Source organism: Pseudomonas mosselii (genome assembly GCF_019823065.1).
In the GTDB taxonomy this organism is placed as follows: Bacteria; Pseudomonadota; Gammaproteobacteria; order Pseudomonadales; family Pseudomonadaceae; genus Aquipseudomonas; species Aquipseudomonas mosselii.
Genome location: NZ_CP081966.1, coordinates 2,898,123 through 2,923,792 on the forward strand (window position 1 = coordinate 2,898,123; position 25,670 = coordinate 2,923,792).

Annotated in this window: 21 protein-coding genes and 2 pseudogenes; 6 read left to right on the forward strand and 17 right to left on the reverse strand. The window is 66.8% G+C overall.

What is annotated here, in order from left to right; translation table 11 throughout:
* Positions 1–117: 117 nt before the first annotated feature.
* The 5 genes from K5H97_RS13440 to K5H97_RS13460 all read right to left on the reverse strand — a co-directional run bounded on the left by K5H97_RS13440 (position 118) and on the right by K5H97_RS13460 (position 4,714).
* Positions 118–885 carry an SDR family oxidoreductase gene (locus tag K5H97_RS13440; RefSeq protein WP_028688776.1) on the reverse strand — a complete coding sequence of 256 codons (768 nt, stop codon included), beginning with the start codon at positions 883–885 and terminating at the stop codon, positions 118–120.
* Entirely contained in the window at positions 882–1,673 is a 792-nt protein-coding gene (locus tag K5H97_RS13445; protein WP_036985702.1) for an SDR family NAD(P)-dependent oxidoreductase, read from the reverse strand. Before K5H97_RS13445 ends, K5H97_RS13440 begins: the two co-directional genes overlap by 4 nt.
* On the reverse strand, positions 1,670–2,488 hold the full coding sequence (locus K5H97_RS13450; protein WP_028688778.1) for a molybdenum cofactor biosynthesis F family protein: 819 nt from the start codon (positions 2,486–2,488) through the stop codon (positions 1,670–1,672). Before K5H97_RS13450 ends, K5H97_RS13445 begins: the two co-directional genes overlap by 4 nt.
* A gap of 76 nt (positions 2,489–2,564) precedes the next feature.
* Positions 2,565–3,224: a helix-turn-helix transcriptional regulator gene (locus tag K5H97_RS13455; protein WP_081791512.1), complete on the reverse strand. Its 660-nt coding sequence runs from the start codon at positions 3,222–3,224 to the stop codon at positions 2,565–2,567.
* A 2-nt stretch (positions 3,225–3,226) separates the two neighbouring features.
* Positions 3,227–4,714, reverse strand: coding sequence for an aldehyde dehydrogenase family protein (locus tag K5H97_RS13460; RefSeq protein ID WP_028688780.1), 1,488 nt, complete (start codon positions 4,712–4,714; stop codon positions 3,227–3,229).
* Positions 4,715–5,001: 287 nt separating this feature from the next.
* Here K5H97_RS13460 and K5H97_RS13465 point away from each other — a divergent pair, with 287 nt between their 5' ends.
* The 5 genes and pseudogenes from K5H97_RS13465 (at position 5,002) to feaR (ending at position 10,115) form a co-directional block, all read left to right on the forward strand.
* Positions 5,002–6,171 (forward strand): p-hydroxyphenylacetate 3-hydroxylase oxygenase component, encoded by a 1,170-nt coding sequence (locus tag K5H97_RS13465; RefSeq protein WP_028688782.1) that lies wholly within the window; start codon positions 5,002–5,004, stop codon positions 6,169–6,171.
* Positions 6,172–6,233: 62 nt separating this feature from the next.
* Positions 6,234–6,743 (forward strand): annotated as a pseudogene (locus K5H97_RS13470) (flavin reductase family protein); the annotation flags it as partial.
* A 212-nt stretch (positions 6,744–6,955) separates the two neighbouring features.
* Entirely contained in the window at positions 6,956–8,455 is a 1,500-nt protein-coding gene (locus K5H97_RS13475; protein ID WP_028688783.1) for an APC family permease, read from the forward strand.
* A complete protein-coding gene (locus K5H97_RS13480) occupies positions 8,436–8,999 on the forward strand; it encodes a DUF3156 family protein (RefSeq protein ID WP_051555606.1) in 564 nt (187 codons plus the stop codon). The genes K5H97_RS13475 and K5H97_RS13480 overlap by 20 nt, the downstream gene beginning before the upstream one ends.
* A 150-nt stretch (positions 9,000–9,149) precedes the next feature.
* The gene (gene feaR / locus K5H97_RS13485) at positions 9,150–10,115 is read left to right on the forward strand and encodes a transcriptional regulator FeaR (RefSeq protein WP_081100287.1); all 966 of its coding nucleotides are present in this window, start codon (positions 9,150–9,152) and stop codon (positions 10,113–10,115) included.
* A gap of 91 nt (positions 10,116–10,206) precedes the next feature.
* On the opposite strand, the gene K5H97_RS13490 is transcribed toward feaR, so the two are convergent.
* From K5H97_RS13490 to K5H97_RS13545, 12 genes and pseudogenes are all read right to left on the reverse strand, one after another.
* A complete protein-coding gene (locus K5H97_RS13490) occupies positions 10,207–11,316 on the reverse strand; it encodes a class II histone deacetylase (RefSeq protein ID WP_028688785.1) in 1,110 nt (369 codons plus the stop codon).
* Positions 11,313–12,482 (reverse strand): MFS transporter, encoded by a 1,170-nt coding sequence (locus K5H97_RS13495; protein WP_051555607.1) that lies wholly within the window; start codon positions 12,480–12,482, stop codon positions 11,313–11,315. The genes K5H97_RS13490 and K5H97_RS13495 overlap by 4 nt, the downstream gene beginning before the upstream one ends.
* Before the next feature lie 9 nt (positions 12,483–12,491).
* Positions 12,492–13,361, reverse strand: coding sequence for a transporter (locus K5H97_RS13500; protein ID WP_028688787.1), 870 nt, complete (start codon positions 13,359–13,361; stop codon positions 12,492–12,494).
* A gap of 96 nt (positions 13,362–13,457) precedes the next feature.
* Positions 13,458–14,429, reverse strand: coding sequence for a helix-turn-helix transcriptional regulator (locus K5H97_RS13505; RefSeq protein ID WP_036985706.1), 972 nt, complete (start codon positions 14,427–14,429; stop codon positions 13,458–13,460).
* A 213-nt stretch (positions 14,430–14,642) separates the two neighbouring features.
* Entirely contained in the window at positions 14,643–15,008 is a 366-nt protein-coding gene (locus K5H97_RS13510; RefSeq protein ID WP_028688789.1) for a cupin domain-containing protein, read from the reverse strand.
* Between the two features lie 30 nt (positions 15,009–15,038).
* Complete coding sequence (locus K5H97_RS13515) at positions 15,039–16,337, reverse strand: NAD(P)/FAD-dependent oxidoreductase (protein WP_028688790.1); 1,299 nt, start codon at positions 16,335–16,337, stop codon at positions 15,039–15,041.
* A 267-nt stretch (positions 16,338–16,604) separates the two neighbouring features.
* The gene (gene cprA / locus K5H97_RS13520) at positions 16,605–17,762 is read right to left on the reverse strand and encodes a cationic peptide resistance protein CprA (protein WP_028688791.1); all 1,158 of its coding nucleotides are present in this window, start codon (positions 17,760–17,762) and stop codon (positions 16,605–16,607) included.
* 370 nt (positions 17,763–18,132) lie between these two features.
* On the reverse strand, positions 18,133–18,795 hold the full coding sequence (pdeM, locus tag K5H97_RS13525; protein ID WP_028688792.1) for a ligase-associated DNA damage response endonuclease PdeM: 663 nt from the start codon (positions 18,793–18,795) through the stop codon (positions 18,133–18,135).
* Complete coding sequence (locus K5H97_RS13530) at positions 18,792–21,389, reverse strand: ligase-associated DNA damage response DEXH box helicase (protein WP_051555608.1); 2,598 nt, start codon at positions 21,387–21,389, stop codon at positions 18,792–18,794. The genes pdeM and K5H97_RS13530 overlap by 4 nt, the downstream gene beginning before the upstream one ends.
* Positions 21,389–23,035 carry an ATP-dependent DNA ligase gene (locus tag K5H97_RS13535; protein WP_028688794.1) on the reverse strand — a complete coding sequence of 549 codons (1,647 nt, stop codon included), beginning with the start codon at positions 23,033–23,035 and terminating at the stop codon, positions 21,389–21,391. Before K5H97_RS13535 ends, K5H97_RS13530 begins: the two co-directional genes overlap by 1 nt.
* Positions 23,032–24,046, reverse strand: a pseudogene (locus K5H97_RS13540) (ligase-associated DNA damage response exonuclease). The gene K5H97_RS13535 and the pseudogene K5H97_RS13540 overlap by 4 nt, the downstream one beginning before the upstream one ends.
* A gap of 108 nt (positions 24,047–24,154) precedes the next feature.
* Positions 24,155–24,985, reverse strand: coding sequence for an alpha/beta fold hydrolase (locus K5H97_RS13545; RefSeq protein WP_028688795.1), 831 nt, complete (start codon positions 24,983–24,985; stop codon positions 24,155–24,157).
* 117 nt (positions 24,986–25,102) lie between these two features.
* Between K5H97_RS13545 and K5H97_RS13550 the strand changes: the two genes are divergently transcribed.
* Positions 25,103–25,543 carry a MerR family transcriptional regulator gene (locus tag K5H97_RS13550; RefSeq protein ID WP_036985708.1) on the forward strand — a complete coding sequence of 147 codons (441 nt, stop codon included), beginning with the start codon at positions 25,103–25,105 and terminating at the stop codon, positions 25,541–25,543.
* The last annotated feature ends 127 nt before the right edge of the window (positions 25,544–25,670 follow it).

Consider the following 25,670-nt stretch of genomic DNA (forward strand, 5'->3'; position numbering starts at 1 on the left):
CGGTCTTGAGTGCCGCGTCGTTGTGGAGGCAGTGTCGAAAGGCGACGGGCTATTAGCGCGTGGAACGCTGGCGGTGGTCTTGCCCGTGGCTGCCAGCGGCCTTGCCTGTCGCCGCCATCACAGGCGCGCGGCGGTCTCCGGCAAGGTGGCACCGCCGTCGACCACCAGGGTTTGGCCGGTGATGTAGCGGGCAGCGTCAGAGGCCAGGAACAGCATCGCCCCGGCGATATCGGCCGGCTCGCCCAGCCGTCCCAGGGGCACGCCGGCGGCGATCCGGGCGTTGAGGGTGGTATCGCCGAGGTTGTCCATGGCCGGTGTGCGCACCATCCCCGGTTCCACGCCGTTGACCCGCACGTTGAACGGCGCCAGTTCCAGCGCGGCATTGCGAATGAGGCCATTGACCCCGGCCTTGGACGCTGCGTAGTGGCTCAGGCCTGGATAGGCCACCCGGGGACCGGTCACCGAGGAGGTGGCCAGCACGCATCCGCCACCCTGGCGGCGGAACAGCGGCAGGGCGCCTTGGGTGAGCCAGAACAACGCGCCCAGGTTCACCGCCAGGGTGCGCTGCAGCAGGGCCGGGTCGATCTCGACGAATGCGGTGAGTGGGAAGTAGGCGGCGTTGTGCACCAGCACATCAAGGCGTTCCAGCCCGGCCAGCAAGGCGCGGATCGCGCCGGGGTCGGCCAGGTCGAGCATCTCCCCACGCACCTGGTGGCCCAACGTCAACTGATCCTCGACCAGGCGCTGCAACGCCTGCGGATCAAGATCCACGGCCAGCACCCGGGCGCCGCCACGGGCGAAACCCTCGACGATGGCCTGGCCGATGCCGCCGGCCGCGCCGGTGACCAGCACCGTGCGGCCTTGGAAGTCGTAGCGCGCGTTCATGTCGACGGCTCCAGGCGGGTATAGGCCAGGGTCGGCACGTCGACCACGGTCGAACCGCCATCGGCGGTGATCACCGCGCCGGTGACGATGCTGGCCTCAACGCCGACCAGGAACTGGCACACGGCGGCGATCTCGTCGCTGCTGGCCGGGCGGCGCAGCGGCACGTCGGCGGTGACGCGGCGGTAGGCGGCGTCGAGGTCTTCCTGGTAGTGATCCATCAATGGCTGCATTTCCTGGTCGGCCATGGGCGTGCGCACCCAGCCTGGGCAGACGCAGTTGACCCGTACGCCGAACGGCCCGTAGTCGCGAGCCAGCGAGCGGGTCAGGCCGACCAGGGCGTGCTTGGCGGTGGTGTAGCCGCAGACTTCGGGACCGGCCGCCAGCGAGGCGATGGAGCCCAGCAGCACCAGGCTGCCGCGCCGCTCGCGCAGCAACGGCAGGCAGGCCCGGGCAGTGTGGAAGGCGCTGTCGAGGTTGCTGCGCAGGGCCTCGCGCCAGGCATCGTCGCTGGTTTGCTCGGCCCGCCCGAGGCCGTGGCCGCCGGCGCAGGCGATCACCGCGTCGAGGCCGCCGAAACGGGCGCGCACCTGCTCGATGAAACCCGCCCAGGAGGTGCTGTCGGCGGCATCGCCGGCCAGCACCAGGCCATCGCACCGCTGCGCGACGCGCTCCAGCGCCTCGCGGCGGCGGCCCACCAGCGCCACCCGCCAGCCCTGGCGGGCCAGGCGCAGGGCGCAGGCTTCACCGATGCCGCTGCCGGCCCCGGTAATCAGCACGCTGCGGTTCACTGCGCATGCTCCGTGCGATTGAGCACCCGGCAGTGGGACGACACCGGGAAGTTGGCCAGCGCATCGAAGCCGCCACCCTGGTAGCCGAAGATCTTGCCGTCGCTGCGGTGGCGCGCCAGGTCGATCATCACCAGGCCCAGGGTGGGCACGATCTTCTCGCACCAGACGAACAGGTACAGCTGCTCGGCGATCTTGTAGTAGTACGCCCGGTCGGTGTCGCACAGCCCCTGCTCGACGCCCTTGAGGCACTGCCAGCTGTAGTAGTTGGCATTGAGGTAGATGTGCTCGTACTCCTCGGTGGGGCTGTAGCGGTAGTGGTTGCGCAGGCCGACCAGCTCGGTGGTCGGCGCGTGGGGACAGGCACCGGCCTGCCAGGGGCGGTCGAGGCTGCCGTGCAGGAAGCTGGCCTCTACGCCAGTCAGCGCTTCGCCGGCCAGGGCCAGGGCATACAGGCCGCGCTGAGTCCGGACCTGGTCGGGTAGGCGCCCGAGCACGGCGGTGAAGGCGTGCTCTAGGGTGTCGAGCACCAGCGACACCGACCAGGCCTGGCCGGCCTCGTGCTTGATGAAGTCGACCAGGTAGATCCCGGGGCGTACCGAAGTCGCCCGGTAGCCGGCGCTGCCGCTGCTGTGGCCGTCCGCGGCGCGCCAGTGCAGGCGCTCGCTGTCGAAGCGGTGTTCGATGACCCAGCCATTGGCGAAGTGCAGGGTAAGCGTGCGCCCGGACAGGTCGGCCAGTTGCGGCAGGATGAAGGCTTCGGGCGCGAAGCCATCGGCGAGGGCGCCCACGGTGATCCAGTCGGCGGTATTGGGCATGGCGGTGACTCCTGTGGTTGGGGTGGCCACAGGGTGCAACGGCGCGTCGGGCGACGGTATCAACCGTAAGGTTGAGTCACAGGTAGAGGCTGGCCACCAGCTCGGTGCGGTTGCGCACGCCGCGTTTGCGGAACAGGTTGATCAGGTGGGTCTTGACCGTCGGCAGGCCGACGCCCAGGGCGCGGGCGATCAGCTTGTTGCTGCTGCCCTGGCGCAGCAGCTCGGCGATCTGCCGTTCCCGCGGCGTCAGTTCGACGGACGCGGGGGCGCACGCCAGCGGCTGGCTGGCCACGGCGAGCTGCATCAGCCCGTGCAGGGGCAGCAGGCGTTCGAGTTCGTCGCCGCGAAACTCACCGAGGCTGGCGCAGCGCAGCAGCGAGACGCCGGCCACGGGGCGGCCATCGGCCTGGGCGATGATCTCGACCACGTCCACCACCTGATGCTGCGCGAGGAAACACCGGTAGGTCTGGCCCTGGGCTTCGGGCAGGTGGGCCAGGCCCTGGCGCAGCGACACCACCGGGCGGCCGATGGCCAGGCAGCGTCCGGGCTGCAGCGGGTCGAAAGCCCGGTAGTGCTCGAGGTAGCGGGCATGCATCGGTGCCTGCAGGTCCTGCAACAGGAAGTCGCAGGCCTGCTGCCCGGCATCGATGCGGTAGAACGCCGCCAGCGAGGCCGGCACCTGCTGGCTGAAAGCCTGCAGGCAGTAGCGGCCCAGGTCGTGGTTGGCACTGGCCATGATCAGTAGCGGATCATCACCGACTTCAGCTCGGTGAAGTCGTCGATGAACGCCGAGCCGAACTCGCGGCCGATACCCGAGGCCTTGATGCCGCCGAACGGCACCGCCGGGTCGAGCAGGGTGTGCATGTTGACCCATAGCGTCCCGGCATGGATTTGCGGGATCAGGCGCATGGCCTTGCCCAGGTCGTTGGTCCACAGGCTCGCGCTCAGGCCGTAGGGTGAGGCGTTCATCAGCTGGATCAGTTCGTCTTCATGATCATAGGGCAGGAAGGTCGCCACCGGGCCGAAGGTTTCCTGGTTGAGCAGGGTGTCACCTGCGTTGTTGGCAAGGATGACCGTGGGCTCGACGAAGCAGCCCGGACCTTCGCCGAGGCGTCCGCCATGGACGATGCGGTTGCCCTCGGCACGGGCGGTGGCGAACAGCTCGCCGAGCTTTTGCTGGTGTGGCTTGTTGGCCACCGGGCCGAATTGGGTGGTTTCGTCCAGCGGCGAGCCGATCTTCAGCTGGTCCAGGCGCTGGGACAGGGCCTCGAGCAGCGGGTCGAGGCGTGAGCGATGGACGTAGAAACGCTCGCCGGCGGCGCAGATCTGCCCGGAGTGCAGGAAACCGGCCTCGATGATGCCGTCCACCGCCTTGTCGACGGCGACGTCGGGCAGGAACGCCACCGCGTTCTTGCCGCCCAGCTCCAGGGTCGCCCGGGTCAGCTTGGCGCCCATGGCCGCTTGGCCGACCGCGATACCGGTGGGCACGGAGCCGGTGAACGACACCTTGTCGGTGCCAGGGTGCTCGACCAGCGCCTTGCCCACCTGGCCGGCGCCGGTCAGCACGTTGAGCGCGCCCGGCGGCAGGCCGGCCTCGCTGGCCAGCTCGGCGATGCGCAGCAGGGTCAGCGGGGTGAACTCGCTGGGCTTGAGCACGATGCTGCAGCCGGTGGTCAGGGCCGAGGCCAGCTTCCACAGGGCAATCATGGTGGCGAAGTTCCATGGCACGATGCCCACCACCACGCCCACCGGCTCGCGCAGGGTGAAGGCGCTGTAGCGTTCGCCGGCGAAGGAGGGCAGGGATGGGGTGATGGTCTGGCCGGTAATTTTGGTGGCCCAGCCGGCGTAATAGCGCAGGAAGTGCGCGGCCTGTTCCACCTCGAAGGCGCGGGCGATGCCGATCAGCTTGCCCGACTGCAGGGTTTCCAGCTGGGCCAGCTCCTCGCGGTTGGCCTCGAGCAGGTCGGCCAGGCGGAACAACACCGCGGCACGGGCGGCGGGGCTGGTGCGCGACCAGCTGGCAAAACCCTTGCGGGACGATTCGACGGCGCACTCGACATCGGCAAGGTTGGCGTCGGCGACCTGGGCGATGGCTTCGCCGTTGGCCGGGTTGTGCACGGTGATGCGGGCGGTGGATTGGCTGGCGACCGATGCGCCATGGATGTACAGACCGTGGTCACGGGCCAGGAAGGCGCTGACGCTGGGGAGGAGGGCGATGTCGCTCATGGCAGGGCTCCGGGTGGTTTGCCGAGGGCTTCGTGGGAGCGGGCTTGCTCCGCGATGGGCCTTATTGCGGCCTGATTTCCCCCAGATTAAAGCCCGACACGCTGGTGATCTTGTCTGCCCATGCCGCCCCCATGACCCTGTCTGCCAGGTGCCACGAAAAGTGCAATCCGAGGTGCGGAAGTTGCATTTTCCGGCTCGGCCACGGCTCCCATACTGACCCGGCATTCATCAGTGAGCGGCCCATTCCGGGCAGCGTTCGCCAGGGTCCAATAACAATGAGCCAGACCATGAAAAAGCCAAATTCCCTGCTCGAAGACCTCAAGCCCCTGCTGCCGGCCATCGCCGCTCGCGCCGACCAGGCCGAGCGCGAGCGCAGCGTGCCCGTCGAGAATATCGCCGCGCTCAAGGCCATTGGCCTGCACAAGGCCTTCCTGCCCAGGCATTACGGCGGCCTGGAAATAAGCCTGCCACAGTTCGCCGAATGCATCGCCGCGCTGGCCGGCGCCTGCGCCAGCACTGCCTGGGCTATGAGCCTGCTGTGCACCCACAGTCATCAGCTGGCGATGTTCCCGGCACGCTTGCAGGACGAGATCTGGGGCCGTGACCCGGACGCCACCGCCAGCAGCAGCATCGCGCCGTTCGGTCGCACCGAGGAAGTCGAGGGCGGCGTGCTGTTCAGCGGCGAGATGGGCTGGAGCAGCGGCTGCGACCACGCCGAGTGGGCGATCATGGGCTTTCGCCGGGCCAACCCTGAGGGCGGCCAGGACTACTGCTTCGCCGTGCTGCCGCGCAGCGACTACCAGATCCGCGACGACTGGTTCGCCGCCGGCATGCGCGCCAGTGGCAGCCGCACGCTGATCGTCGAGCGCGCCTTTGTGCCCGAACACCGTATCCAGAAGGCCAGGGACATGATGGAGGGCCAGTCGGCGGGCTTCGGGCTGTACCCGGACAGCGCGATCTATTTCAACCCCTACCGGCCATACTTCGCCAGCGGGTTCTCCACGGTCAGCCTGGGCATCGCCGAGCGCATGCTCGAGGTCTTCAGGGACAAGACCCGCAACCGCGTGCGCGCCTACACCGGCGCCGCCGTCGGCGCGGCCACCCCGGCGCTGATGCGCCTGGCCGAGTCCACCCACCAGGTCGCCGCGGCGCGGGCGCTGCTGGAAAAGAGCTGGGAGCAGATCGCCGAGTACAGCGCCCGGCACCAATACCCGACGCGCACCGAGCTTACGTACTGGCGCACCAACCAGGGCTACGCGGTCAAGTTGTGCATCCAGGCCGTGGATCGGCTGATGGAGGCGGCTGGCGGCGGCGCCTGGTTTGACGGTAACGAGCTGCAGCGGCTGTTCCGCGATGCGCACATGACCGGCGCGCATGCCTACACCGACTACGACGTCTGCGCGCAGATCCTCGGGCGCGAGTTGATGGGGCTGGAGCCGGATCCGGCGATGACCTGAGCTTCAGCCGATGAACATGGCTGGCGCCCCAGCCTAGCCCAACAACAATGATGGAGCCTTGCATGTCCAATCCCTTCGATAGCCGCGCCTTCCGCCGCGCCCTGGGCAACTTTGCCACCGGCGTCACCGTGATCACCGCCGCCGACGCCTCGGGGCGCAAGGTCGGGGTCACCGCCAACAGTTTCAACTCGGTATCCCTCGACCCGCCGCTGGTGCTCTGGAGCATCGACAAGCGCTCCGGCAGCCATGCGGTGTTCGAGGCCGCCGGGCACTTCGCCGTGAACGTGCTGGCCGCCGACCAGATCGACCTGTCCAACACCTTCGCGCGCCCCAGCGAAGACCGCTTCGCCGGTATCGAGCATGAGACCGGCGAGGGCGGCGCGCCCCTGTTGCCGGGCTGTTCGGCGCGCTTTCGTTGCGAGAAGTTCCAGCAGATCGATGGCGGTGATCACTGGATTCTCATTGGCCGGGTGCTGGCGTTCGACGACCTGGGGCATGCCCCGCTGCTTTATCACCAGGGGGCCTATTCCAGGGTTCTGCCGCATGGGGTGATGGACCGTTGCGCGCAGGGGTAAATGGTTCGAGGTATTCGACATTAGAGTTGCAGTGCCTGTGAGATCGAGTGCCGCCCGCGCGGCGCTCGATCTCAAGAGCGCTGCAAGACTATCGCCAAGCACCTGGCAACACGGATCAAGCCCTGCGGCAGGCAGTGGCAAGACCCGCCCGGGTGCAGGCCGCAAAGTGACAGGGAAGAATCTTTCCCTCGTCCACCCAGGGCCCACCCATGACAATCAACAATAAGCTCACCGAGCACCTCAACCGTGGCAGCGTCGGCTTCCCCACCGCGCTGGCCAGCACCGTCGGCCTGATCATGGCCAGCCCCGTGATCCTCACCGCGACCATGGGCTTCGGCATCGGCGGCAGCGCCTTCGCCGTGGCCATGGTGATCGCCGCGGTGATGATGCTGGCGCAGTCGACTACCTTCGCCGAGGCGGCGGCGATCCTGCCGACCACCGGCTCCGTCTACGACTACATCAACTGCGGCCTGGGCCGTTTCTTCGCCATCACCGGCACTCTGTCGGCGTACCTGATCGTGCATGTGTTCGCCGGCACCGCCGAGACCATCCTCTCCGGGGTCATGGCCCTGGTGAACTTCGAGCACCTCAACACCCTGGCCGAGTCGGCCGGTGGTTCGTGGTTGCTGGGCGTGGGTTTCGTGCTGGTGTTCGGCGTGCTCAACGCTTTCGGCGTGAGCGCTTTTGGCCGCGCCGAAGTGGTGCTGACCTTCGGCATGTGGACCACGCTGATGGTGTTTGGCGTGCTTGGCCTGATCGCGGCGCCCGCCGTGGAGCTGGACGGGCCGTTCGGCGTGTCGCTGGTCGGCACCGACCTGATGACCATTCTGTCGCTGGTGGGCATGGCCATGTTCATGTTCGTCGGTTGCGAATTCGTCACCCCGCTGGCCCCGGAACTGCGCCGCTCGGCCTGGGTCATGCCCAAGGCCATGGCCCTGGGTTTGTTCGGCGTGGCCAGCTGCATGTTCATCTACGGCGCGGCGATGAAGCGCCAGGTGGAGAACGTCGTGCTTGACGCCGCCAGCGGCGTGCACCTGCTGGACACGCCCATGGCCATCCCGCGTTTCGCCGAGCAGGTGATGGGCGATATTGGCCCGGTGTGGCTGGGCATCGGCTTCCTGTTCGCCGGCGCCGCCACCATCAACACGCTGATGGCCGGGGTGCCGCGGATTCTCTACGGCATGGCGGTGGACGGGGCGCTGCCCAAGGTGTTCACCTACCTGCACCCACGGTTCAAGACGCCGTTGCTGTGCATCCTGGTGGTGGCGCTGATCCCGTGCCTGCACGCCTGGTACCTGGGCGGCAACACCGACAATATCCTGCACCTGGTGCTGGCGGCGGTGTGCGCCTGGAGCACCGCGTACCTGCTGGTGACCCTGTCGGTGGTGATCCTGCGCATCCGCCGGCCGGACCTGCCCCGCGCCTACCGCTCGCCGTGGTTCCCGCTGCCGCAGATCGTCTCCAGCATCGGCATACTGCTGGGCATGTGGTTCATCACCCCGCCGGGCATGAACCCGGCCGATGTCTACGTGCCGTTCGCCGTGATGCTCGGCGCCACCGCGGCCTACGCGCTGTTCTGGACGCTGTGTGTGCAGAAGGTCAACCCGTTCCGCCCGGCGCGGGTCGAGGACGTGCTGGAGAAGGAGTTCGCCGCCGAACCCGGTCATTCTCACCACGAGCAGGTGCGCCATGTCGGCAAGCTGGCTTGAACGCCTGACCGGCCCACGCACCCCGGCCGGTTATCGGCCTGGGGCGACCTTGCAGCGGGTGTGGCGAAACCTGGGATTGACGGATTTGCAATCCGCAGCATCGTTTACCTACCGCGAAGATGGCCCTCGGATCGAAGTGCGCGAGCGCACTGAGAGCCATCTGCTGATGCATCTGGTGCTGTGCGAGTTCATCCTGCAGGTGCCTGCCTTGGGGCAGGGCGCGGTGCGGGTGGAACTGCACCATACCGGGGCGTTGCGCCGAACGGGGCTGGCATGCCGCCTGCGGGGCGGCGATCAGGTGCTGTTCGAAGCGCTGCGCGAGCGCCTCGGGCGTGCTCAGGCTGTATTGATGCCGCTGGATTTCAAGCGCCTGGCCATCGAGTGCCGCGACGGTCAGTGGCGGGTAACCCTGGAGCATATGGGCGCCAGCGAGGTGGTCAATCGGGTGCCCGCGTTTCGCCGCTACATCCCCCTCGACATTGAGCAGCGCAAGCATCTCTGGCGAGCTTTCGATGCGCTGCAACTGATGCTGAGCGACCTGTAGAGCCAGGGGCCGCTTTGCGGCCTTGTGTCTTGCTCAATTCACCTGGCACGGAACCTGCTGCCAACACCGGCAAATAATGACAGTTGTACGCTCATTGATAACATGTTAACAATTAGCGCATAACAACAACGCCCGCGTGTGGAGGTTGCCATGCCCCAGCCCGTCACTCAGTGCAACGCCAGACCCGCCTTGGACGGCCTGGAGCGCTGGACCACGGCCATGCAGAAGGTCTGCGGCCGGTTCCAGACCGAACTGGCCTTCAACCGCTCGCTGTTCATCGGCGAGATCTCGACCTACAACCGCGCCGGCCTGGCCCTGGCCAACCTGCGCACCAACGCCGGCACTATCCGCCGCCTGGGCGACAACCCCGACCGCGACGACGACCAGCATTGCTTCCTGGTCAGCCAGCGCATGGGTTACTCGCAGATCACCCAGGATGGCGTGAGCATCCAGCTGTCGCCGGGCGAACTGCTGCTGATGGACTCGGTGGGCCCGTGCGAGATCACCCCGTTCGGCCTGATCGAGCATGTCTCGCTGTCATTGTCTCGCGAGCAGGTGCGCAAGCACGTGACCGGGCAGGGCGCGACCTTCGGCAAGATCTCCTCGACCAACGCCTGCGGGCGCATGCTGCACCTGCTGATGGACCAGTTGTGCCGCGAAGGCGACGAGGCCGGGGAAACCCAGGGCGAGGCACTGCAGGCGGCGTTCATCGCCTTGCTGGAGCCAGGTTTCGAGCGTGGTGACGACAATCCCGGATCGCTCGCCGGGCTCAGCGGCGCCAGCCTGCGCGGCTACGTGCAGAAGGTCATCGACGAGTCGCTGGGCCAGCCGGGCCTGACCCCGGCAAACCTGGCCGAGCGCCTGAGCATCTCGGTGCGTCATCTGTACCGTCTGTTCGAGGAGGAGGGCGACAGCGTCTGCCGCTACATCCAGCGTTCACGCCTCAAGCGCAGCGCGGATGACCTGTCCAACCCGTTCCTCAAGCGCGAGTCGATCACCTCGATTGCCTACAAGTGGGGATTCACCGACTCGGCGCATTTCAGCCGGGCATTCAAGAAGCACTTCGAGCAGTCGCCGAAGGATTTCCGGGCGATGGCTCTGATGCCTGGGCGGTAAGGACATCGCGGGGCAAGCCCGCTCCGACTAGGTTCTCATCGAACCTGTGGGAGCGGCGGTGCGCCGATGCGGCTTGCCCACGATGATGCAGTCAGACCAGACGCGCTCGCAGCCCTTCTACGTACTGCGCCACAAAACACCCATGTTCCGCCCCCGGCTGCTGCAACTCGATGAATGCCAGCATCGGGTCTTCCACCGCTGTCCTCACCCCCACCAACTCCTCCATCACCGCCAACCCACAGAACGGCACATAGGCCTCGGCATACCCACCCTCGTGCACCATCACCAATCGCCCTGAGCACAGCTGCTCGGCGGTCTCGCGCAGCATCCGCGTCATGACCCGGAACGACTCGCTGTGCAGCAGCATCCGCGCCAGCGGATCGACCGCGTTGGCGTCATAGCCGCAGGCCACCACGATCAACTCCGGCTGGAAGCGCTGCAATGCTGGCAACACGATCTGCTCCATCGCCTGCAGGTAACCCGCATGCCCGGTACCGGCCGGCAACGGAATGTTCAGGTTGCAGCCCTCGCCATCGCCCACGCCGCGTTCATCGGCGCCGCTGTAGCCCGGTGGGTAGCAATGCTCCTGGTGCAGGGACACGGTCAGCACGTCACCGCGCTGGGCATAGATCGACTGGGTGCCGTTGCCGTGGTGCACGTCCCAGTCGATCACCGCCACCCGTCCCAGGCCGTGGCGTGCCTTGGCCGCCTCAATAGCGATGGGGATGTTGGCCAGGAAGCAGAAGCCCATGGCCTGGTCGGCCAGGCAGTGGTGCCCCGGCGGGCGCGACAGCGCGTAGGCATTGTCGGCTTCGCCGCGCAGTACCGCGTCAACAGCGGCGATGGCCAGGCCAGCGGAGAGCCTGGCGATCTCGAAGGTGCCCGGGCCGATCGGCGCCTGCAGCCCCAGTTCGCCGCCACCGGCATCGCTCAGCGCCTTGAAGCGCGCCAGGTAATGCGACGGGTGCACGCGCAGCAGGTCGGCGTCGCTGGCGGCTTCGGCGCTGCGCTGCAGCAACTGGCGCGACAGGCCCGAGACGTCCATCAGGTTCTTCAGGCGTCGCTTGGTTTCCGGCGACTCGGCAAAGCCCGCGGCGGCGGGGGGCTGCACCCAACCGCCGACTGGCAGGGTGAGGGCATGCAGCCCGGCGCTGTGCCAGAAGCACAGTTCGTCGGAGAAAAACGCGGTACGGCGGCTCATGGGTGGACTCCAGTGGTGAGCGGGGAACGGTTAAGGCGGGCGAGCATCAGGCTGATGAACGCCAGCAGCAGGCAGCCGATGCTGCCGAGCAGCACGGCGGGCATGCCGTGGCGCGATTCGAGCAGCGGGCCGGCGATGGCCGGGCCCAGGGCCAGGCCGCCACCGATGACCAGGTTGGCGCTGTTCATCAGGCGCCCGGCGCGGTCGTGGTCGGCCAGGCAGGCAAGGATGAATGGCAAGGCGAAGGTCCAGCAGTACTTGAACAGCAGCGCGGCCAGGGCGAAACGGCGCAGGTCGGGGCTGCCCAGCAGCAGGGCGACGGCCAGCGCCATCAGGCCGATGCCCAAGGCCAGAGGCAGGTTGCGCGGCCAGCGTGGGCCGATCAGCGTGGCGCACAGCGAGCCGGCAATGCCCATCAGGGTGGCGATGGACAGGATCCGGCCACTGCTGCCCGGGTCGATCGCCGCGCTGGCGGCGATACTGCCGATGAAGGTCCACACCGCGCTGAGCCCCGTGTAGAACAGCAGTACCGCCAGCAGTCCGCACAGACCCGGGAGCCAGCGGTGCTCGAGCGGGGCGTGCGCAGGTTTCATCGGGCCGGGCGCGGCCGAGGCCGGAAAGGCGCCGGCCAGCGGCAGGCACAGCAGCATCAGCAGCGCCAGGCCCAGGTACAGGGCCTTGAGCCCGAATGCCCCGAACAGCGGCGGCAGCAGCCACAAGCCCACGGCGCCGAGGATCAATTGGCCGCTGACCCACAGCCCATACACCCGGTCGGGCTGCCGGCTGCTGGCCGCGCTGGCGATGCACACCACCATCAGCGTGCCGCCGGCCAGGGCGCTGAGCACGCGCAGGGCCATCAGCGCCAGGTAGCTGTCGCAGCCGGTCGAGGCCAGGTTGGCCAGGATGAACAGCAGCGCCGCGCCTCGCGCCACCCGACGCCAGTCCCAGCGGGGCTGCCAGTAGTAGGCGGGCAGGGTGGCCAGGCTCATGGCCGCCAGCTCCGCGGAAAACAGCTGGCCGACACGCGCCGGCCCGAGGCCCAGCTGGGCGGCGTACTGGCCAGCGACCGCCGGCGCGGTCATCAGCACGCAGGGCACCACGGCGGCGAACAGCACAATGGCCAGCAGCCGCAGCGGTGGCAGGCCGATAGCAGTGAAGACAGGCATGGCGATTCCTCAGAAGACGTGGACGAAACGCAGCAGCAGGTTGTCCTGGGCGTAGGCGTTGTCGGTGGAAACATTGCGGGTCAGGCCGAGCAGCACTTGGTTGCGCCGGTCGAGCCAATGGCCGAGCTCGAAGCCGACCTGGGTGTAGCGCTGGTGGCTGTTGTCCAGGTGCCGGTCATCGAGCTCCAGTTGGCCGCCGTCGGCGTGGATCAGGCGCAGGGCGCCGTAGGTGGTGGGAGTGAAGTCGTAGGAGGCGAAGGCCTGCAGGCGGTACAGCGGCTTCTGCTTGAGCTCGTTGTCGAAGTAATCGTCGTTGCGGCCGTACAACTGGGCTTCGAGATTGGCCTCGAGCAGCCAGCGTTCGCCCACGCCCTGGGTGTAGTTGTAGTTCAGGTGCAGCGCCCAGCGGTTGGCGCCGGGCGATACGCCGGGGTTGCTGGCGTGGTACTCGCCGACCGGCACGCTGAGCAATGCCAGCAGCCCGCTGTAGGTACGGTTTTGCGGATCGTTGATGAAGAACAGCGTGCCACCGACCTGCGGATCGCCGATGCCGCGCTCGCGGGTGTGGCCGTCGCTACCCGGCAGGCGCGCCTCGGTGTCGACGTAGGGCACGATGAATTGCGGCGTACACAACGTGCCGCAGATGTCAGTGAACCACAACTGGCGATAGGCGAAGGCGTTGACCGCCAGGTCGGCCTTGCCGTTGCCGTCGGCGGCGCCATGGTAGTCGTTGGCGCGGGTCAGCGGCAGGTACGCGACCCCCAGGCGGGTGCCCACCGGGGCACTGACGAAATCGCGGGCATTGAGGTCGGCGGCCTGGGCATGGGCGCCGGCCAGGGTGAGGGCCAAGGCAAGCCAGCGGCTGCGAGGGTCAAGCATGGGCGTGTTCCTTTGTTGTTGTGGTTGGCGAACAGCGGGCAAAGGCGCCCCAACCCCGCGAGCCAGGCTGGCGGGCTGGAGGGCGTCAGGAAGGGGTCAGAGCGGAGGGTGGTGCAGCAGCTGGGTGATCCCGGCCTTGCTGTTCACGCCCAGCTTGCTGTAGATGCTGCGGATGTGGTGGCGCACGGTATTGGGCGCCACCCCCAGTTCGCGGGCGATCTGTTTGTAGGTGCCGCCGCCGCCGAAGCGCTCGGCCACATCCGCCTCGCGGGCGCTGAGCTGGGCCAGGGCTGAACGGGGCCGGGCGGCCAGCAGGAACAGGTCGCCCACGGCGGTGGCGTCCAGTTGCAGGTGCTGGCCACGGTAGCTGGCGGGACTGACCTCGGCCGGCAGGTGCGGGCCGCTCCAGCGCGGCCATTCCAGCAGCAGGCGCTCGACGAAGCCGCGTTCGGCGTGGTGCAGGGTGCCCTGGCGGTCGCAGACGGCCAGCGACAGGGTGTTGGCGCCGTCCAGCGCCTCGCGCAGTGCCACCAGGGCGCGGATCTGGTTGGCGCCCTCGGCGGCCACCAGGTGCGGCATCAGGTGATCGAGCAGCAAGCGCTCGTGGGCGGTGAAGCTGGCCGCGCCGTGGGCCCGGTAGAGGGTCAGGTGCACGCTGAGGCGGGTCTGTGGGTCGATATGGATGATGCACAGGAACTCGCCGAAACCGTGGCGGGCGCCGAGCCAGCGCAGGCCCTCGGGGGCGTCGTCGGCCTGGCTGTCGACGATCACCGAGCGGCCCGGCTGGGCATGCACCTGCTGCACGGTGATGTCCTGGTGGCGAATCGACTGCCAGTCCTGCACGTAACCAGGCGGCAGCCTGTAGACATGGCTGCTGTGTTCGTGGGGCAAGCCGTCGACCAGCGCGGCGCGGCCCCACCAGGCCTTGTCGAACGGGATCAGCTCGCCGGCGCGTTCGAGCATGCGGTCATGGAAGCTTGGCAGCGGCTGTTCCTGGGCCAGGCGTTGCAGTTCCAGGACCAGGGCGTTGAACAGCGTGAAGCCTGGGGACGCGAGGAAATCGGACATGGGCGGTACCTGGCTGCGACGTTCTTGTTGTTGTCAGGGCCTGGGGGAGTATCGCCAAGTGGGGAGGGGTAAGACCATCCTGCAGATGCAGGATACAGTGCCTGAAGCGTCATAGGCGTGGGAGCGGGCTTGTCCCGCGATAGCATCAGTCTGCCTGACGAGGATGTACCGGCAGCCGCTATCGCGGGGCAAGCCCGCTCCCATAGGGAGGTATCAGGCAATCGCCAGGTAATGCTTCACAAAGGTCTCGCTCAGCACTTCCCACAGCACCGGCGTGCCCTTGGTCACGAACCAGGCATCACCCGCTTTGTAGCGCGTCACCTGACCGGTGGATTCATCGGTCAGCTGGATCTCGCCGGTCACGATCACCGCCTGCTCGCTGAACGGATAGACCATGCGGAACTTGCCTTGGGTGGTGCCGAAGTAGGCGCTGCTGAGCGGATCGGTGGGGGCGCCGTGGGTCATCTTGCCGTAGCACTTGACCTCGCCTTCGAGGATGGTCGAGCCCAGGTCGGCAACGGTGCCCCAGGCGTCGAGTTCGGACAGTTGCACACCCTGGCGGACGGCGGTGAGGGTCATGGTGGTTCTCCTGGTCTTGTTCAAAAGGAATCAACGGCGGCCGTTGAAGAAGCCCGACAGCTGATGCACGGTCTTGCCGGCGGTCAGCAGCAGCGGGCGGATATGGTCCTTGCCGAGGATGCGCGCATGCTTGACCGAGCTGATCAGGTCGTAGCGGCTGGAGCCTTCGCTCATGCCTTCGGCGAGAATCTTGCAGATGATGTGGCTGGGGGTGACGCCAAAGCCCGAATAGCCCTGCACGTAGAAAGCGTTGGGGCGGTTGCTCAGGGTGCCGATCTGCGGGAACAGGTTGGCGCTGGTGGCCATCGGCCCGCCCCAGGCCAGGTCGATGCGCACGTCCTTGAGGTAGGGGAAGATCTTCAGCATCAGGTTGCGGTTCCAGGCCTTCAGATCCTTCGGGATGTGTTCCACGAACGGGGTGGCGGCGCCGAACAGCAGGCGGTTCTCGCGGGTGACGCGGTAATAGTCGATTACCGGGCGGATGTCGCTGTAGGCGCCGCGAATCGGGCTGATGCGCTGGATGAGTTCGTCCGGCAGTGGCTCGGTCATCAGCTGGAAGGCGTAGGTGTTGACGGTGCGCGCATGCAGCTCGGGTTCGAGCTTGTTGAGGAAGCTGTCACAGGCCCACAGCAGTTTGTTGGCCTTGACCGAGCCGCGCCCGGTGCGCACGGTGATCCGCTCGCCGTAGCGCACCTCCAGGGCCGGGCTGTGTTCGAAGATCCGCGCGCCGTGGCCGGCCAGGGCCTGGGCCTCGCCGAGCAGCAGGTTCAGCGAGTGCACGTGGCCACCACCCATGTGCAGCAGGGCGCTGCTGTAGGCGTCGGAGCCGATGATCTGCTTGACCTCCGAGCCGCCGAGAAAGCGAATCTCGTCCTTGCCGTTGATCGCCTTGAAGTCCTTTTCCCAGGCGCGCAGGGTCTTTTCCTGGCGGGCGTTGAAGCCCATGTAGCCGTAGCCGTGGCAGAAGTCGGCGTCGATCTGGTAGCGGGCGATGCGGTCCTTGATGATGCCGGCGCCCAGTTCGCTGATCTCGAAGATCTCGCGCAGGCCCTTTTCGCCGACACTGCCCTTGATCTTCTCCAGGTCGTGGCCGATGCCGGCCATGATCTGCCCGCCATTGCGACCGGTGCCGCCGAAACCCAGGTAGCGGGCTTCGAGCACGACGACGTTGGTGATGCCTTTCTCCGCCAGTTCCAGGGCGGTGTTGATGCCCGAGAAGCCGCCGCCGATCACCACGACATCGGCCTCGATGTCGCTTTCCAGGGTGGGGAAGCTCAGGTTGTACTTCTTGGTGGCGGTGTAGTACGTGGGCGTTTCGATGTTGATCATGGCGCAGCCTGGACAGTTGGAATTGTTGGACAGCAGGGCTTGCACAAGCGCTGGCGGTTACAGGCATTGAGCACCTAACGACAGGTAGGTGTCTTGCCTGGGGCTGCCAGGGTGTTGCTTCAGGCTGCCAGAAATTCCATCTCGAAAGGCATACGGCGGCAGCATGACCTCCACGGGAGGTGTGGTGATCATGCGCCTCATGAATATGTTAAGTAAATTACCCCCAGCGACTGTTTTCCCTGTAGGAGCGGTGAATGGCTTGGGTTCTTACTTGAAATCCCACTGCATCTGCGTGGCGATGCTCACGCCGCTGGACGACCTGACACACACGTCCAGGTAGTCGGTGAAGCGTGGCGGCACGGCGATGCCTTCTTCCAGCAACCGGCTGTTGTCGAACAGGTAGTTGAGGTCAGCAAAACCGCTGTACAGGCGCAGTGCGCGCAGCACCAGGCGCGGGTTGGCCGGGCCGATGCGGGCTTCGAAGCGGCCGGCCAGCGACTTCAGGTCGTCGACATCGACCTTGCGGTAACGCTCGCCCACCGGTTGCGCGCCATTGGCCAGGGCAAAGGCCTGGTCGATCTCGGCGAAGGTGCAGGCCGAACCGTGGCCGGCGGAGATGTGGTACAGGTCATGGCCCAGGCGCGGCTTGAGAGCCAGGCCGATCAGCGCCTCGGCGCAATAGTCGACCGGGATCACGTCGATCTGTTCGTCCAGGCCACAGGTAAAGCTTTCCAGGGCGAAACCCATGCGGAACACCCAGAAGATGCTGCCCGACGCCTGGCAACCGAGGCTGCGATGGCCGACCACGATGGACGGCCGCGCTACCACCAGGGGCAGGGCGGGCAGCGCTTCACGCAGGCGTCGCTCGATCTCCGCCTTCGAGGCGGTGTAGTCCACCAGTTGCTGGGCCGCCTCGGGGAATTCCCAGGATTCGCTGATCGGCGACTCCCGCTGCGGGCCGCAGCACATGGCGGTGCCCACGTGCAGGAAGCGCTTCAGGCGCGTGGAGCGGCTCAGCACCTGGGCGAAGGCGAAGGTGCCCTCGACGTTCACCGGCCAGATGTTGGGGTTCTTCGAGAATGACGCCACGGCGGCGCAGTTGATTACCCGGTCGATCTGCATCAGCCGTGGGGTCTCGCGGGCCAGCCAGGCGGTGTCGAGAAAATCGCCGCAGATGATCTGCGCCTCGCTCAGTGCCAGGCCCTGGCGCTCATCGACGCCGTGTTGGCGCAGGTTGTCGCGCAGGCGCTGCAGGCCCTGGGCCGAGTTGTCAGCGCGGACCAGGAAGCACAGGGCGCTGGCCTGGCCTTCGGCGATCATCCGGGCGGCGACGGCGCCCCCGAGAAAACCTGTGGCGCCGGTCAGCAGGATACGTTCCTGCGTTGCGTTGAACGTGTCGGGCGCGCCGGTGGCTGGGGTGTTCATAGTTTTCCTCGGTAGATGTTTTGCCCGTACTACATGCCATGGAATGGATGTAAAAGTTTTGTGTACGGTGCGGCTGCAACACAATTGCATGGGCGCGCGTCTTTTCTTTTAATTAAAAAGCGCAGACGCTGACATAAAAGATGAAGTGCTCGGTGTAGGGCGAGCACCCCGTTGCCACGCCAGTCGTGGACCAGGGCGGTGACTGATTGTCGGTCCGTTGAAACGTGAATTCAATTAACTGTTGTGCGCGATATTAATGTTTTTAGTGAAATAATTTTAATGGGTGGTGAGCCGATGTAAATCGGTGTTATCAATATGTAAATATATTTAAAGTTGGCGCGCGGTTGACACTTTTTCACACCAAGGTTATTCACGGTGCTTCCCAGATCCCGCCGTCGCCGATGACGAAAACCCGCTGCCCGACAGTTGCCTGCACGGTGAAGCCGCCGGTGAAACTGCCGAATGCTGGCAGCAGGGTCAGGTGTTCGCTCACGCTGAAACAGGGCAGGCGCACCTGCTGTCGGCCCCGGCCACGCAAGCGATACGCAGGATGCACATGGCCCGCCAGCACGTGACGGCCTGGAAACGGGATCGGCTCGTGCTGCAGGGCGAACGGCCCGAGCAGCAGGGGCTCGGGAACGACCTCGATGCCCAGCTGCGCAGGTGGATCGCCGGCATGTCGGTCATGGTTGCCGCGCACCAGCAGCATCGGCAGTGTGGGATGGCGACCGCGCCATTCGGCCAACGCCGCCAGTGTGCGAGGTGTCCTCCCCGCCGCGCTGTGCAGGAAGTCACCGAGCAGCACCAGCTGTCGACAGGCGAAGCCGCTCAGCAGGGTGTCAAGACGCTGCAGGTTTTCAGCGGTGGTGCCACTGGGCACCGGCTGGCCCAGCGCCCGGTAACCGGCGGCCTTGCCCAGATGAAGGTCGGCGACCAGCAAGGTACGTTGCTCAGGCCACCACACTGCCTTGCCTGCGAGCAGCCAGAGTTCGCTGCCGGCCACCTGTACGACCTGGTGAACGGGGTGGGTCATGGCTCGTTGTTCCGTGCCTGACGTTTCGGCCGGGGTCGGCCATCCTTGTGTCGCCTCTGGGCTGCGGCTCGAGGCTGTGCACATTCCACCCGTGGCGGCGCCAGGGCCGTGCCCGTGCCGCTCGCGTCTCCGGCCGCCTCTTCCAGCTCGGCCACCATGCGCTGGATGCGGTCCGCCAGTTTTTCCGAACTGAGGCCTTCGCGGAACCGCTCCACCAGCAGCGGGAAGGCGAACGGTGTCGCGCGCCGTAGCGGCCTTACCAGCAGGCGCAGTCCGCGCAGGCGCTGCAGCGTCTGGTCCAGGCGCGTTACGTCAAGTTCCTGGCTGAGTACCTCCTGATGCGCCTGGGTGAGCAACAGGTTGTCCGGATCGTGCTGTCTGAACACATCGAAGTACAACCCGCTCGAGGCCTGCAGCTGGCGGGCACTCTTGGGCGCACCGGGATAGCCGGTGAACACCAGCCCGGCGACCCGGGCAATTTCGCGAAAGCGTCGTCGTGCCAGCTCGCCGGCGTTAAGGCTGGCGAGCACCTCAGGCAGCAGGTCGTCGCTGGCGAACAAGGCTGGGGTCAGGGCTTCGGCGTAATCAATGGCGCTGGCACAGAGCAGCTCCAGGCCGTAGTCGTTGACCGCGATCGAGAAACTCAGGGGCACATTTCGCGCCAGCCGCCAAGCCAGCAGGCTGGCGAGCCCCAGATGGACCGAGCGTCCGGCGAAGGGGTAGAGGAACAGGTGCCAGCCCTCGCGCGACTTCAACGTTTCCGCCAGCAAGGTGTCCTTGCCGGGCAACGCCGACCAGGCTTTCTGCACCTGCAGCAGGGGGCGCAGCAGCTGCATTTCCGGGCCGTCGTACACGCCCTGGTCCGCTGCATCCAGCTTGGCCAGCATGGCATCGGCCAGCTCGCCGGAAAGCGGCATGCGCCCGCCGTTCCAGCGGGGAATGGCGGCTTTGCGGCGGGTTGAGCGGCGCACGTAGACCGTCATTTCGCGCACCTCCACCAGTTCCAGGGGGCGACCGGCGAACAGGAAAGTATCCCCAGGGCGCAGGCGGGCAATGAAACCTTCCTCGATGGTGCCCAGCGAGCCGCTGCCGCCCCGGCCCCAGAACTTCACCGTGAGGCTGGCGTCGCTGACGATGGTACCGACGCTCATGCGGTGACGGCGCGCCAGCCGCGCGTCGGGTACCTGCCAGAGGCCGCTGGCGTCCGGCTCGGCACGGCGAAAGTCAGGGTAGGCGGTGAGCGAATGGCCGCCATGGCGGATGAACGCCAGCGCCCACTGCCACTGGGCGTCGGTCAACGCCCGGTACGACCAGGCTTCGCGCACCTCAGCGAGCAGCTCTTGGGCATGAAACCCATCGCCAAGCGCCATGCTCACCAGGTGCTGGACCAGCACGTCCAGCGGATGCTCGGGCGCCTGGCGCGCCTCGACCTTGCCTTCGGCCACCGCAGTGCGCGCGGCGGCGGCCTCCAGCAGCTCCAGGGCATGGGTCGGTACCAGGGTCGCCCGGGACGCTCGCCCCGGTGCGTGACCGGATCGCCCGGCGCGCTGCATCAGGCGCGCCACGCCCTTGGCCGAGCCGATCTGCAGCACCCGTTCGACCGGCAGGAAATCCACTCCAAGGTCCAGGCTTGAGGTACACACTACCGCTTTCAACTGGCCGAGCTTGAGGGCCTGCTCGACCCAGTCGCGCACCTCGCGCGACAGCGAACCATGGTGCAAAGCCAGTAACCCGGCCCAGTCGGGGCGGGCCTCGAGCAGCGCCTGGTACCAGTTTTCCGCCTGCGAGCGCGTGTTGGTGAACACCAGCGTGGTGGCGCTGCCCTCCAGCTCGGCGATGACCTGTCCGAGCATGCGCAGACCCAGGTGGCCGGCCCAGGGAAAGCGCTCGAACACAGCCGGCAGCAGGGTGTCGATGCGCAGGTCCTTGGCGGTGCGGCCTTGCACCAGCCGGCCGGCGGGCATCAGCACCTGCCGGGCGTGTTGCAAATTGCCGAGCGTGGCCGACAACCCCCAGACCAGCAGGCCAGGTTGCCAGCGGCGCAGACGGGCGAGTGCCAGCTGCAACTGCACACCGCGCTTGTTGCCCAGCAGTTCGTGCCATTCATCGACCACCACCATGCGCAGGCTGGCGAAGGCTTCGCGGGCACTGGCCTGGGTCAGCAGCAGGGTCAGGCTTTCCGGTGTGGTGACCAGGGCGCTGGGCAGTCGCCGTCCCTGACGCGCACGTTCGGCGCTACCGGTATCGCCGGTGCGCAAGCCGACGCGCCAGTCTATTCCGAGCGCATCAAGGGGCGCCTGGAGGGCTTTTGCCGTATCGGCAGCCAGCGCGCGCATCGGCGTGATCCACAGTACCGTCAGCGGGGCCAAGGCTGGTTTCCTGGCCCCACGCGTTGTCAGCGCCGCTGGCTGGACGAAGCGATCCAGCGCGGCGAACCATACCGCGTAGGTCTTGCCGGCACCGGTGGCGGCATGCAGCAGGCCCGACTCGCCCTGATCGACGGCCTGCCAGACCTCCTTCTGGAAGGCGAAGGGTTTCCAGCCTCGCTCGGCGAACCAGGTCGACGAAGGCCGTGGCCGTTTCGCCGTCACCATCAGAGCAGCCCCTGCAGCGTGGCCAAGGTGTCGGCCTGTTCTATGGTCTTGTCGGTGCGCCAGCGCAGCATGCGCGGGAAGCGCACCGCAATGCCGCTCTTGTGGCGCCTGGACAGGGAGATGCCTTCGAAGCCCAGTTCGAACACCAGGGTCGGCGTGACACTGCGCACCGGCCCGAACTTCTCCACGGTGGTCTTGCGAATGATCGCATCGACCTTGCGCATTTCATCGTCGGTGAGGCCGGAATAGGCCTTGGCGAACGGAACCAGGACGCGCTCGCCCGGGGCGCTGTCGTCCCACACCGCGAAGGTGTAGTCGCTGTACAGGCTGGCGCGGCGACCATGGCCACGCTGGGCGTAGATCAGCACCGCATCGACGCTGAACGGGTCGATCTTCCATTTCCACCACACGCCGAGGTCGCGGGTGCGCCCGACGCCGTACAGCGAATCGCGGCGCTTGAGCATCATGCCTTCGACGCCGAGCTGACGGGAGGACTCGCGCTGACGGGCCAGCGCCAGCCAGTCTTCGCCACCCAGCCTGGGCGACAGGCGCAAATGCGCGTCGCCGACTTCGTCGACGAGTTGTTCCAGCTGTGCCCGACGTTGATCCTGGCTGCGGTTGCGCCAATCCTGGCCTTGCCATTCCAGCAGGTCATAGGCCAGCAGGGCTGCCGGCAACTCCTCTAGCAGCTTCCTGCCGAGCGTCTTGCGGCCGATGCGTTGCTGCAGCAAGGCGAACGGCTGCACGCCGAACCCGTCGCCGACGGCGTCCTTGCAGATCACCAGTTCGCCATCGAGCACCGTGCCTTCGGGCAGCGCGGCGGCCAGGTTGGCAAGCTCGGGAAAACGCTCGGTGATCAGCTCCTCGCCGCGCGACCAGAGCCAGCCACGCCCGTCGCGCTTGATCAGCTGGGCGCGGATACCGTCCCATTTCCATTCCACCAGCCAATCCTGGGCAGGTCCGAGCAAGGCCTCGAACCGCTCGACCGGCTCCTGCAGCGGGTGCGCCAGGAAGAACGGGTAGGGTTGGCCGCCACGCTGGGCGTGCTCCTCGTGGGATTCAGGGGCAATCAGGGCCAGGTAGCGCTGCGGCGTCGGCCGGTGCGAAAGGTCGGTATAGCCCACCATGCGCTGCGCCACGCGCTTGGCGTCGACCCCGGCCAGGCTGGCCAGCGCCCGGGTCACCAGCAGTTTCGAGACGCCGACGCGAAACGCGCCGGTGAGCAGCTTCAGGCTGACCATCAGGCCCTGGCGGTCAAGCAGCGCCCAAAGCTGCTGCAGGCGTTCGCCCAGTGCTTGCGGAGGCAGCCCGCGTAGCGGCAGCAACTGCTCCAGCCACCATACCAGGCTGTGCTCCGAAGCCTGAGGCGACTCGGGCAACAGCAGCGAGATTGTTTCGGCCAGGTCGCCGACCGCCTGGTAACTTTCCTCGAACAGCCACTCGGGCAACTGGCAGCGCTGAATGGCCAGCTCGCGCAGCAGACGGGTCGGCACCACTTGCCGCGGGCGTCCGCCGGCCAGGAAGTAAACCGCCCAGGCGGCGTCGGCCGGTGGGGCGCTGGCGAAGTATAGCTGAAGCGCGGCAAGCTTGGCATTGCTCGAAGTCGTGGCGTCGAGCCGGGTGTAGAGGTCGGCGAAGGCTTTCATGGCACCGGCGCCTCCCCAGTGTCGTCTTCCTCGCCGTACTCGGTCTGGAAGGCGCGGGCATCCAAGCCACGTTCACCGAGGTAACGGACCAGCACGTTGACCTGGCCGTGGGTGACCATCACCCGTTCGGCCCCGCTCTGCTCGATGGCCCAGAGCAGGCCGGGCCAGTCGGCATGGTCGGAGAGCACGAAGCCGCGGTCCACGCCGCGCCGCCTCCGGGCGCCGCGCAGCAGCATCCAGCCGCTGGCGAATCCATCGCTGTAGTCGCCAAACCGTCGCAGCCAGGTGCTGCCGGCGGCCGACGGCGGGGCGAGCACCAATGCCTGGCGCAGCAGCGGATCCCCCCGGGTGGTCGCGGTGGCGGACAAGGTATCGGGCAGGTGTATGCCGGCCTCGCGGTAGACACGGTTCAGCGGTTCGACGGCGCCGTGCACCAGCAGCGGGCCGATACTGGCATCGATGCCATGCAGAACTCGCTGTGCCTTGCCGAAGGCATAGGCGAACAGCACGCTGGCGCGTCCGGCGGCGGCATTGGCGCGCCACCAGGCATCGATGTCGGCGAACAGGCGGGCTTGGGCTTGCCAGCGATAGATCGGCAGGCCGAAGGTCGATTCGCTGATGAAGGTGTGGCAGCGCACCGGCTCGAAGGGCTCGCAGGTACCGTCCGCTTCGACCTTGTAGTCGCCCGAGGCGACCCATACTTCGCCATGGTACTCCAGGCGCACCTGGGCCGAGCCGAGCACATGGCCGGCCGGGTTGCAGGCTCAGGGTAACGCCACGGTGCTCCAGGCGGGCGCCGTAGGGCAGGGTCTGCAGGTCGATGTCCTCGCCCAGTCGGGCGCGCAGTATGCCCGCGCCGGGCGCGGCTGCCAGGTAGTGACGATTGCCCCGGTGGGCATGGTCGCCATGGGCATGGGTGATGACCGCCCGGTCCACCGGGCGCCACGGGTCGATGTAGAAATCACCGGGAGGGCAGTACAGGCCCTCGGGGCGGGCGACGATCAGCTCCATGGCGCACCTTGGCCTTGGGGGTTAAAAGCTCAGAGCGTCGGGAGACGGGACAGGTTCATTCGGGCCAACGTCCGATCTCAGGATCGACGTCGGACGTTGACCCGTCGGTTAGGCGCGGAAGAACGCCAGCAGATCCTGGTTGATGACTTGCGCGTGGGTGGTCGGCATGCCGTGGGGGTAGCCCTTGTAGGTCTTCAGGATGCCCTGGGGCAGCAACTTGGCCGACAGTGGCCCTGAATTGTCGTAGGGCACGATCTGGTCGTCGTCACCATGCATCACCAGCACCGGGACGTTGACTTTCTTCAGCGACTCGGTGAAGTCCGTCTGGGAGAATGCGACAATGCCGTCGTAGTGCGCCTGGGCGCCACCCATCATGCCCTGGCGCCACCAGTTGAGGATCACCCCCTGGTCCGCCTTGGCTCCGGGGCGGTTGTAGCCGTAGAACGGACCCGCCGGAATGTCGTGATAGAACTGCGCCCGGTTGGCCTTGAGCTGGGCCTGCAGGTCATCGAATACCGACTTGGGCAGCCCGCCGGGGTTGCTGTCGGTCTTGACCATCAAGGGAGGAACCGCAGCGATGATCGCGGCCTTGGGCACCTTGTCTTCGGGATGGCGGGCCATGTAGTGGATCACCTCGCCGCCGCCGGTGGAGTGGCCGACATGGATCGCGCCCTCGACGCCCAGGTGCTTGACCACTGCGGCCACATCGTCGGCGTAGTGGTCCATGTCGTGGCCATCCCAGACTTGGCTTGAGCGGCCATGGCCACGGCGGTCGTGGGCGACCACGCGATAGCCTTCGGCGACGAAGAACAGCAGCTGGGCGTCCCAGTCATCGGCGCTGAGCGGCCAGCCGTGGTGGAAGAAAATCACCTGGGCGTTACGCGGCCCCCAGTCCTTGTAGAAGATTTCGACACCGTCTTTGCTTGTGACGTATCCCATTGTGCTTCTCCTTTTTCCAGGGTGTGGAGCGGGCAGGCCGGTGACGGTTCACTTGGCCACCGGACAACTCTAGGATTAAAGTGCGCTTGAAGGTCAATACAATTTCAAAGGTGCCGCATGAGAATAGGAGAGCTGGCCAAACTCACAGGGTTGGCTGCGTCGCGTATCCGTTTTTACGAGGCCAGCGGGCTGATCAGCTCGGTCGAACGCAAGGCCAATGGTTATCGCGACTACGACGCCGACGCGGTGTGGGTGCTGGAAATGATCACTAACGCCCAGGCTGCGGGATTCTCGCTGGAGGAAATCCGCCAGCTGCTGCCGGCCAAGGCCAAGGGCTGGCAGCATGACGAACTGCTGGGCGGGCTCAAGCGCAAGGTCGAGGAGATCGAGCGGCTGCAGGAGCGCCTGGCGCGCAACAAGGCGCAGCTGCTGCTGGTGATCGAGGGGATCGAGAGCAAGCCCGAGGGCATGCCTTGCGTGGACAATTCGCAACGGGTGCTGGAGCGGTTGCGCGAGGAGCTCGCCCAGGACAAGGCGCGGCGAGCTACTGACGTTTAGGCGCTCGCCCAGCCCTTTGGGCTGCGCTGTCGCGCAGGGAGCTGTCATCCCTGTGGGAGCAACTGTCTTGCTCAATTTTTAGATTCTGGCGCGATCCTTGTGGGAGCGGCCTTGCGTCGCGAAAGGG

Coding starts and splice junctions, on each gene's coding strand:
- K5H97_RS13465 (WP_028688782.1), top strand. CDS start 5,002: ATGAAAAAGCCAAATTCCCTGCTCGAAGACCTCAAGCCCCTGCTGCCG.
- K5H97_RS13450 (WP_028688778.1), bottom strand. CDS start 2,488: ATGCCCAATACCGCCGACTGGATCACCGTGGGCGCCCTCGCCGATGGC.
- feaR (WP_081100287.1), top strand. CDS start 9,150: ATGCCCCAGCCCGTCACTCAGTGCAACGCCAGACCCGCCTTGGACGGC.
- K5H97_RS13545 (WP_028688795.1), bottom strand. CDS start 24,985: ATGGGATACGTCACAAGCAAAGACGGTGTCGAAATCTTCTACAAGGAC.
- K5H97_RS13440 (WP_028688776.1), bottom strand. CDS start 885: ATGAACGCGCGCTACGACTTCCAAGGCCGCACGGTGCTGGTCACCGGC.
- pdeM (WP_028688792.1), bottom strand. CDS start 18,795: ATGACCCACCCCGTTCACCAGGTCGTACAGGTGGCCGGCAGCGAACTC.
- cprA (WP_028688791.1), bottom strand. CDS start 17,762: ATGAACACCCCAGCCACCGGCGCGCCCGACACGTTCAACGCAACGCAG.
- K5H97_RS13515 (WP_028688790.1), bottom strand. CDS start 16,337: ATGATCAACATCGAAACGCCCACGTACTACACCGCCACCAAGAAGTAC.
- K5H97_RS13460 (WP_028688780.1), bottom strand. CDS start 4,714: ATGAGCGACATCGCCCTCCTCCCCAGCGTCAGCGCCTTCCTGGCCCGT.
- K5H97_RS13510 (WP_028688789.1), bottom strand. CDS start 15,008: ATGACCCTCACCGCCGTCCGCCAGGGTGTGCAACTGTCCGAACTCGAC.
- K5H97_RS13475 (WP_028688783.1), top strand. CDS start 6,956: ATGACAATCAACAATAAGCTCACCGAGCACCTCAACCGTGGCAGCGTC.
- K5H97_RS13505 (WP_036985706.1), bottom strand. CDS start 14,429: ATGTCCGATTTCCTCGCGTCCCCAGGCTTCACGCTGTTCAACGCCCTG.
- K5H97_RS13490 (WP_028688785.1), bottom strand. CDS start 11,316: ATGAGCCGCCGTACCGCGTTTTTCTCCGACGAACTGTGCTTCTGGCAC.
- K5H97_RS13500 (WP_028688787.1), bottom strand. CDS start 13,361: ATGCTTGACCCTCGCAGCCGCTGGCTTGCCTTGGCCCTCACCCTGGCC.
- K5H97_RS13550 (WP_036985708.1), top strand. CDS start 25,103: ATGAGAATAGGAGAGCTGGCCAAACTCACAGGGTTGGCTGCGTCGCGT.
- K5H97_RS13535 (WP_028688794.1), bottom strand. CDS start 23,035: ATGAAAGCCTTCGCCGACCTCTACACCCGGCTCGACGCCACGACTTCG.
- K5H97_RS13530 (WP_051555608.1), bottom strand. CDS start 21,389: ATGGTGACGGCGAAACGGCCACGGCCTTCGTCGACCTGGTTCGCCGAG.
- K5H97_RS13455 (WP_081791512.1), bottom strand. CDS start 3,224: ATGGCCAGTGCCAACCACGACCTGGGCCGCTACTGCCTGCAGGCTTTC.
- K5H97_RS13480 (WP_051555606.1), top strand. CDS start 8,436: ATGTCGGCAAGCTGGCTTGAACGCCTGACCGGCCCACGCACCCCGGCC.
- K5H97_RS13495 (WP_051555607.1), bottom strand. CDS start 12,482: ATGCCTGTCTTCACTGCTATCGGCCTGCCACCGCTGCGGCTGCTGGCC.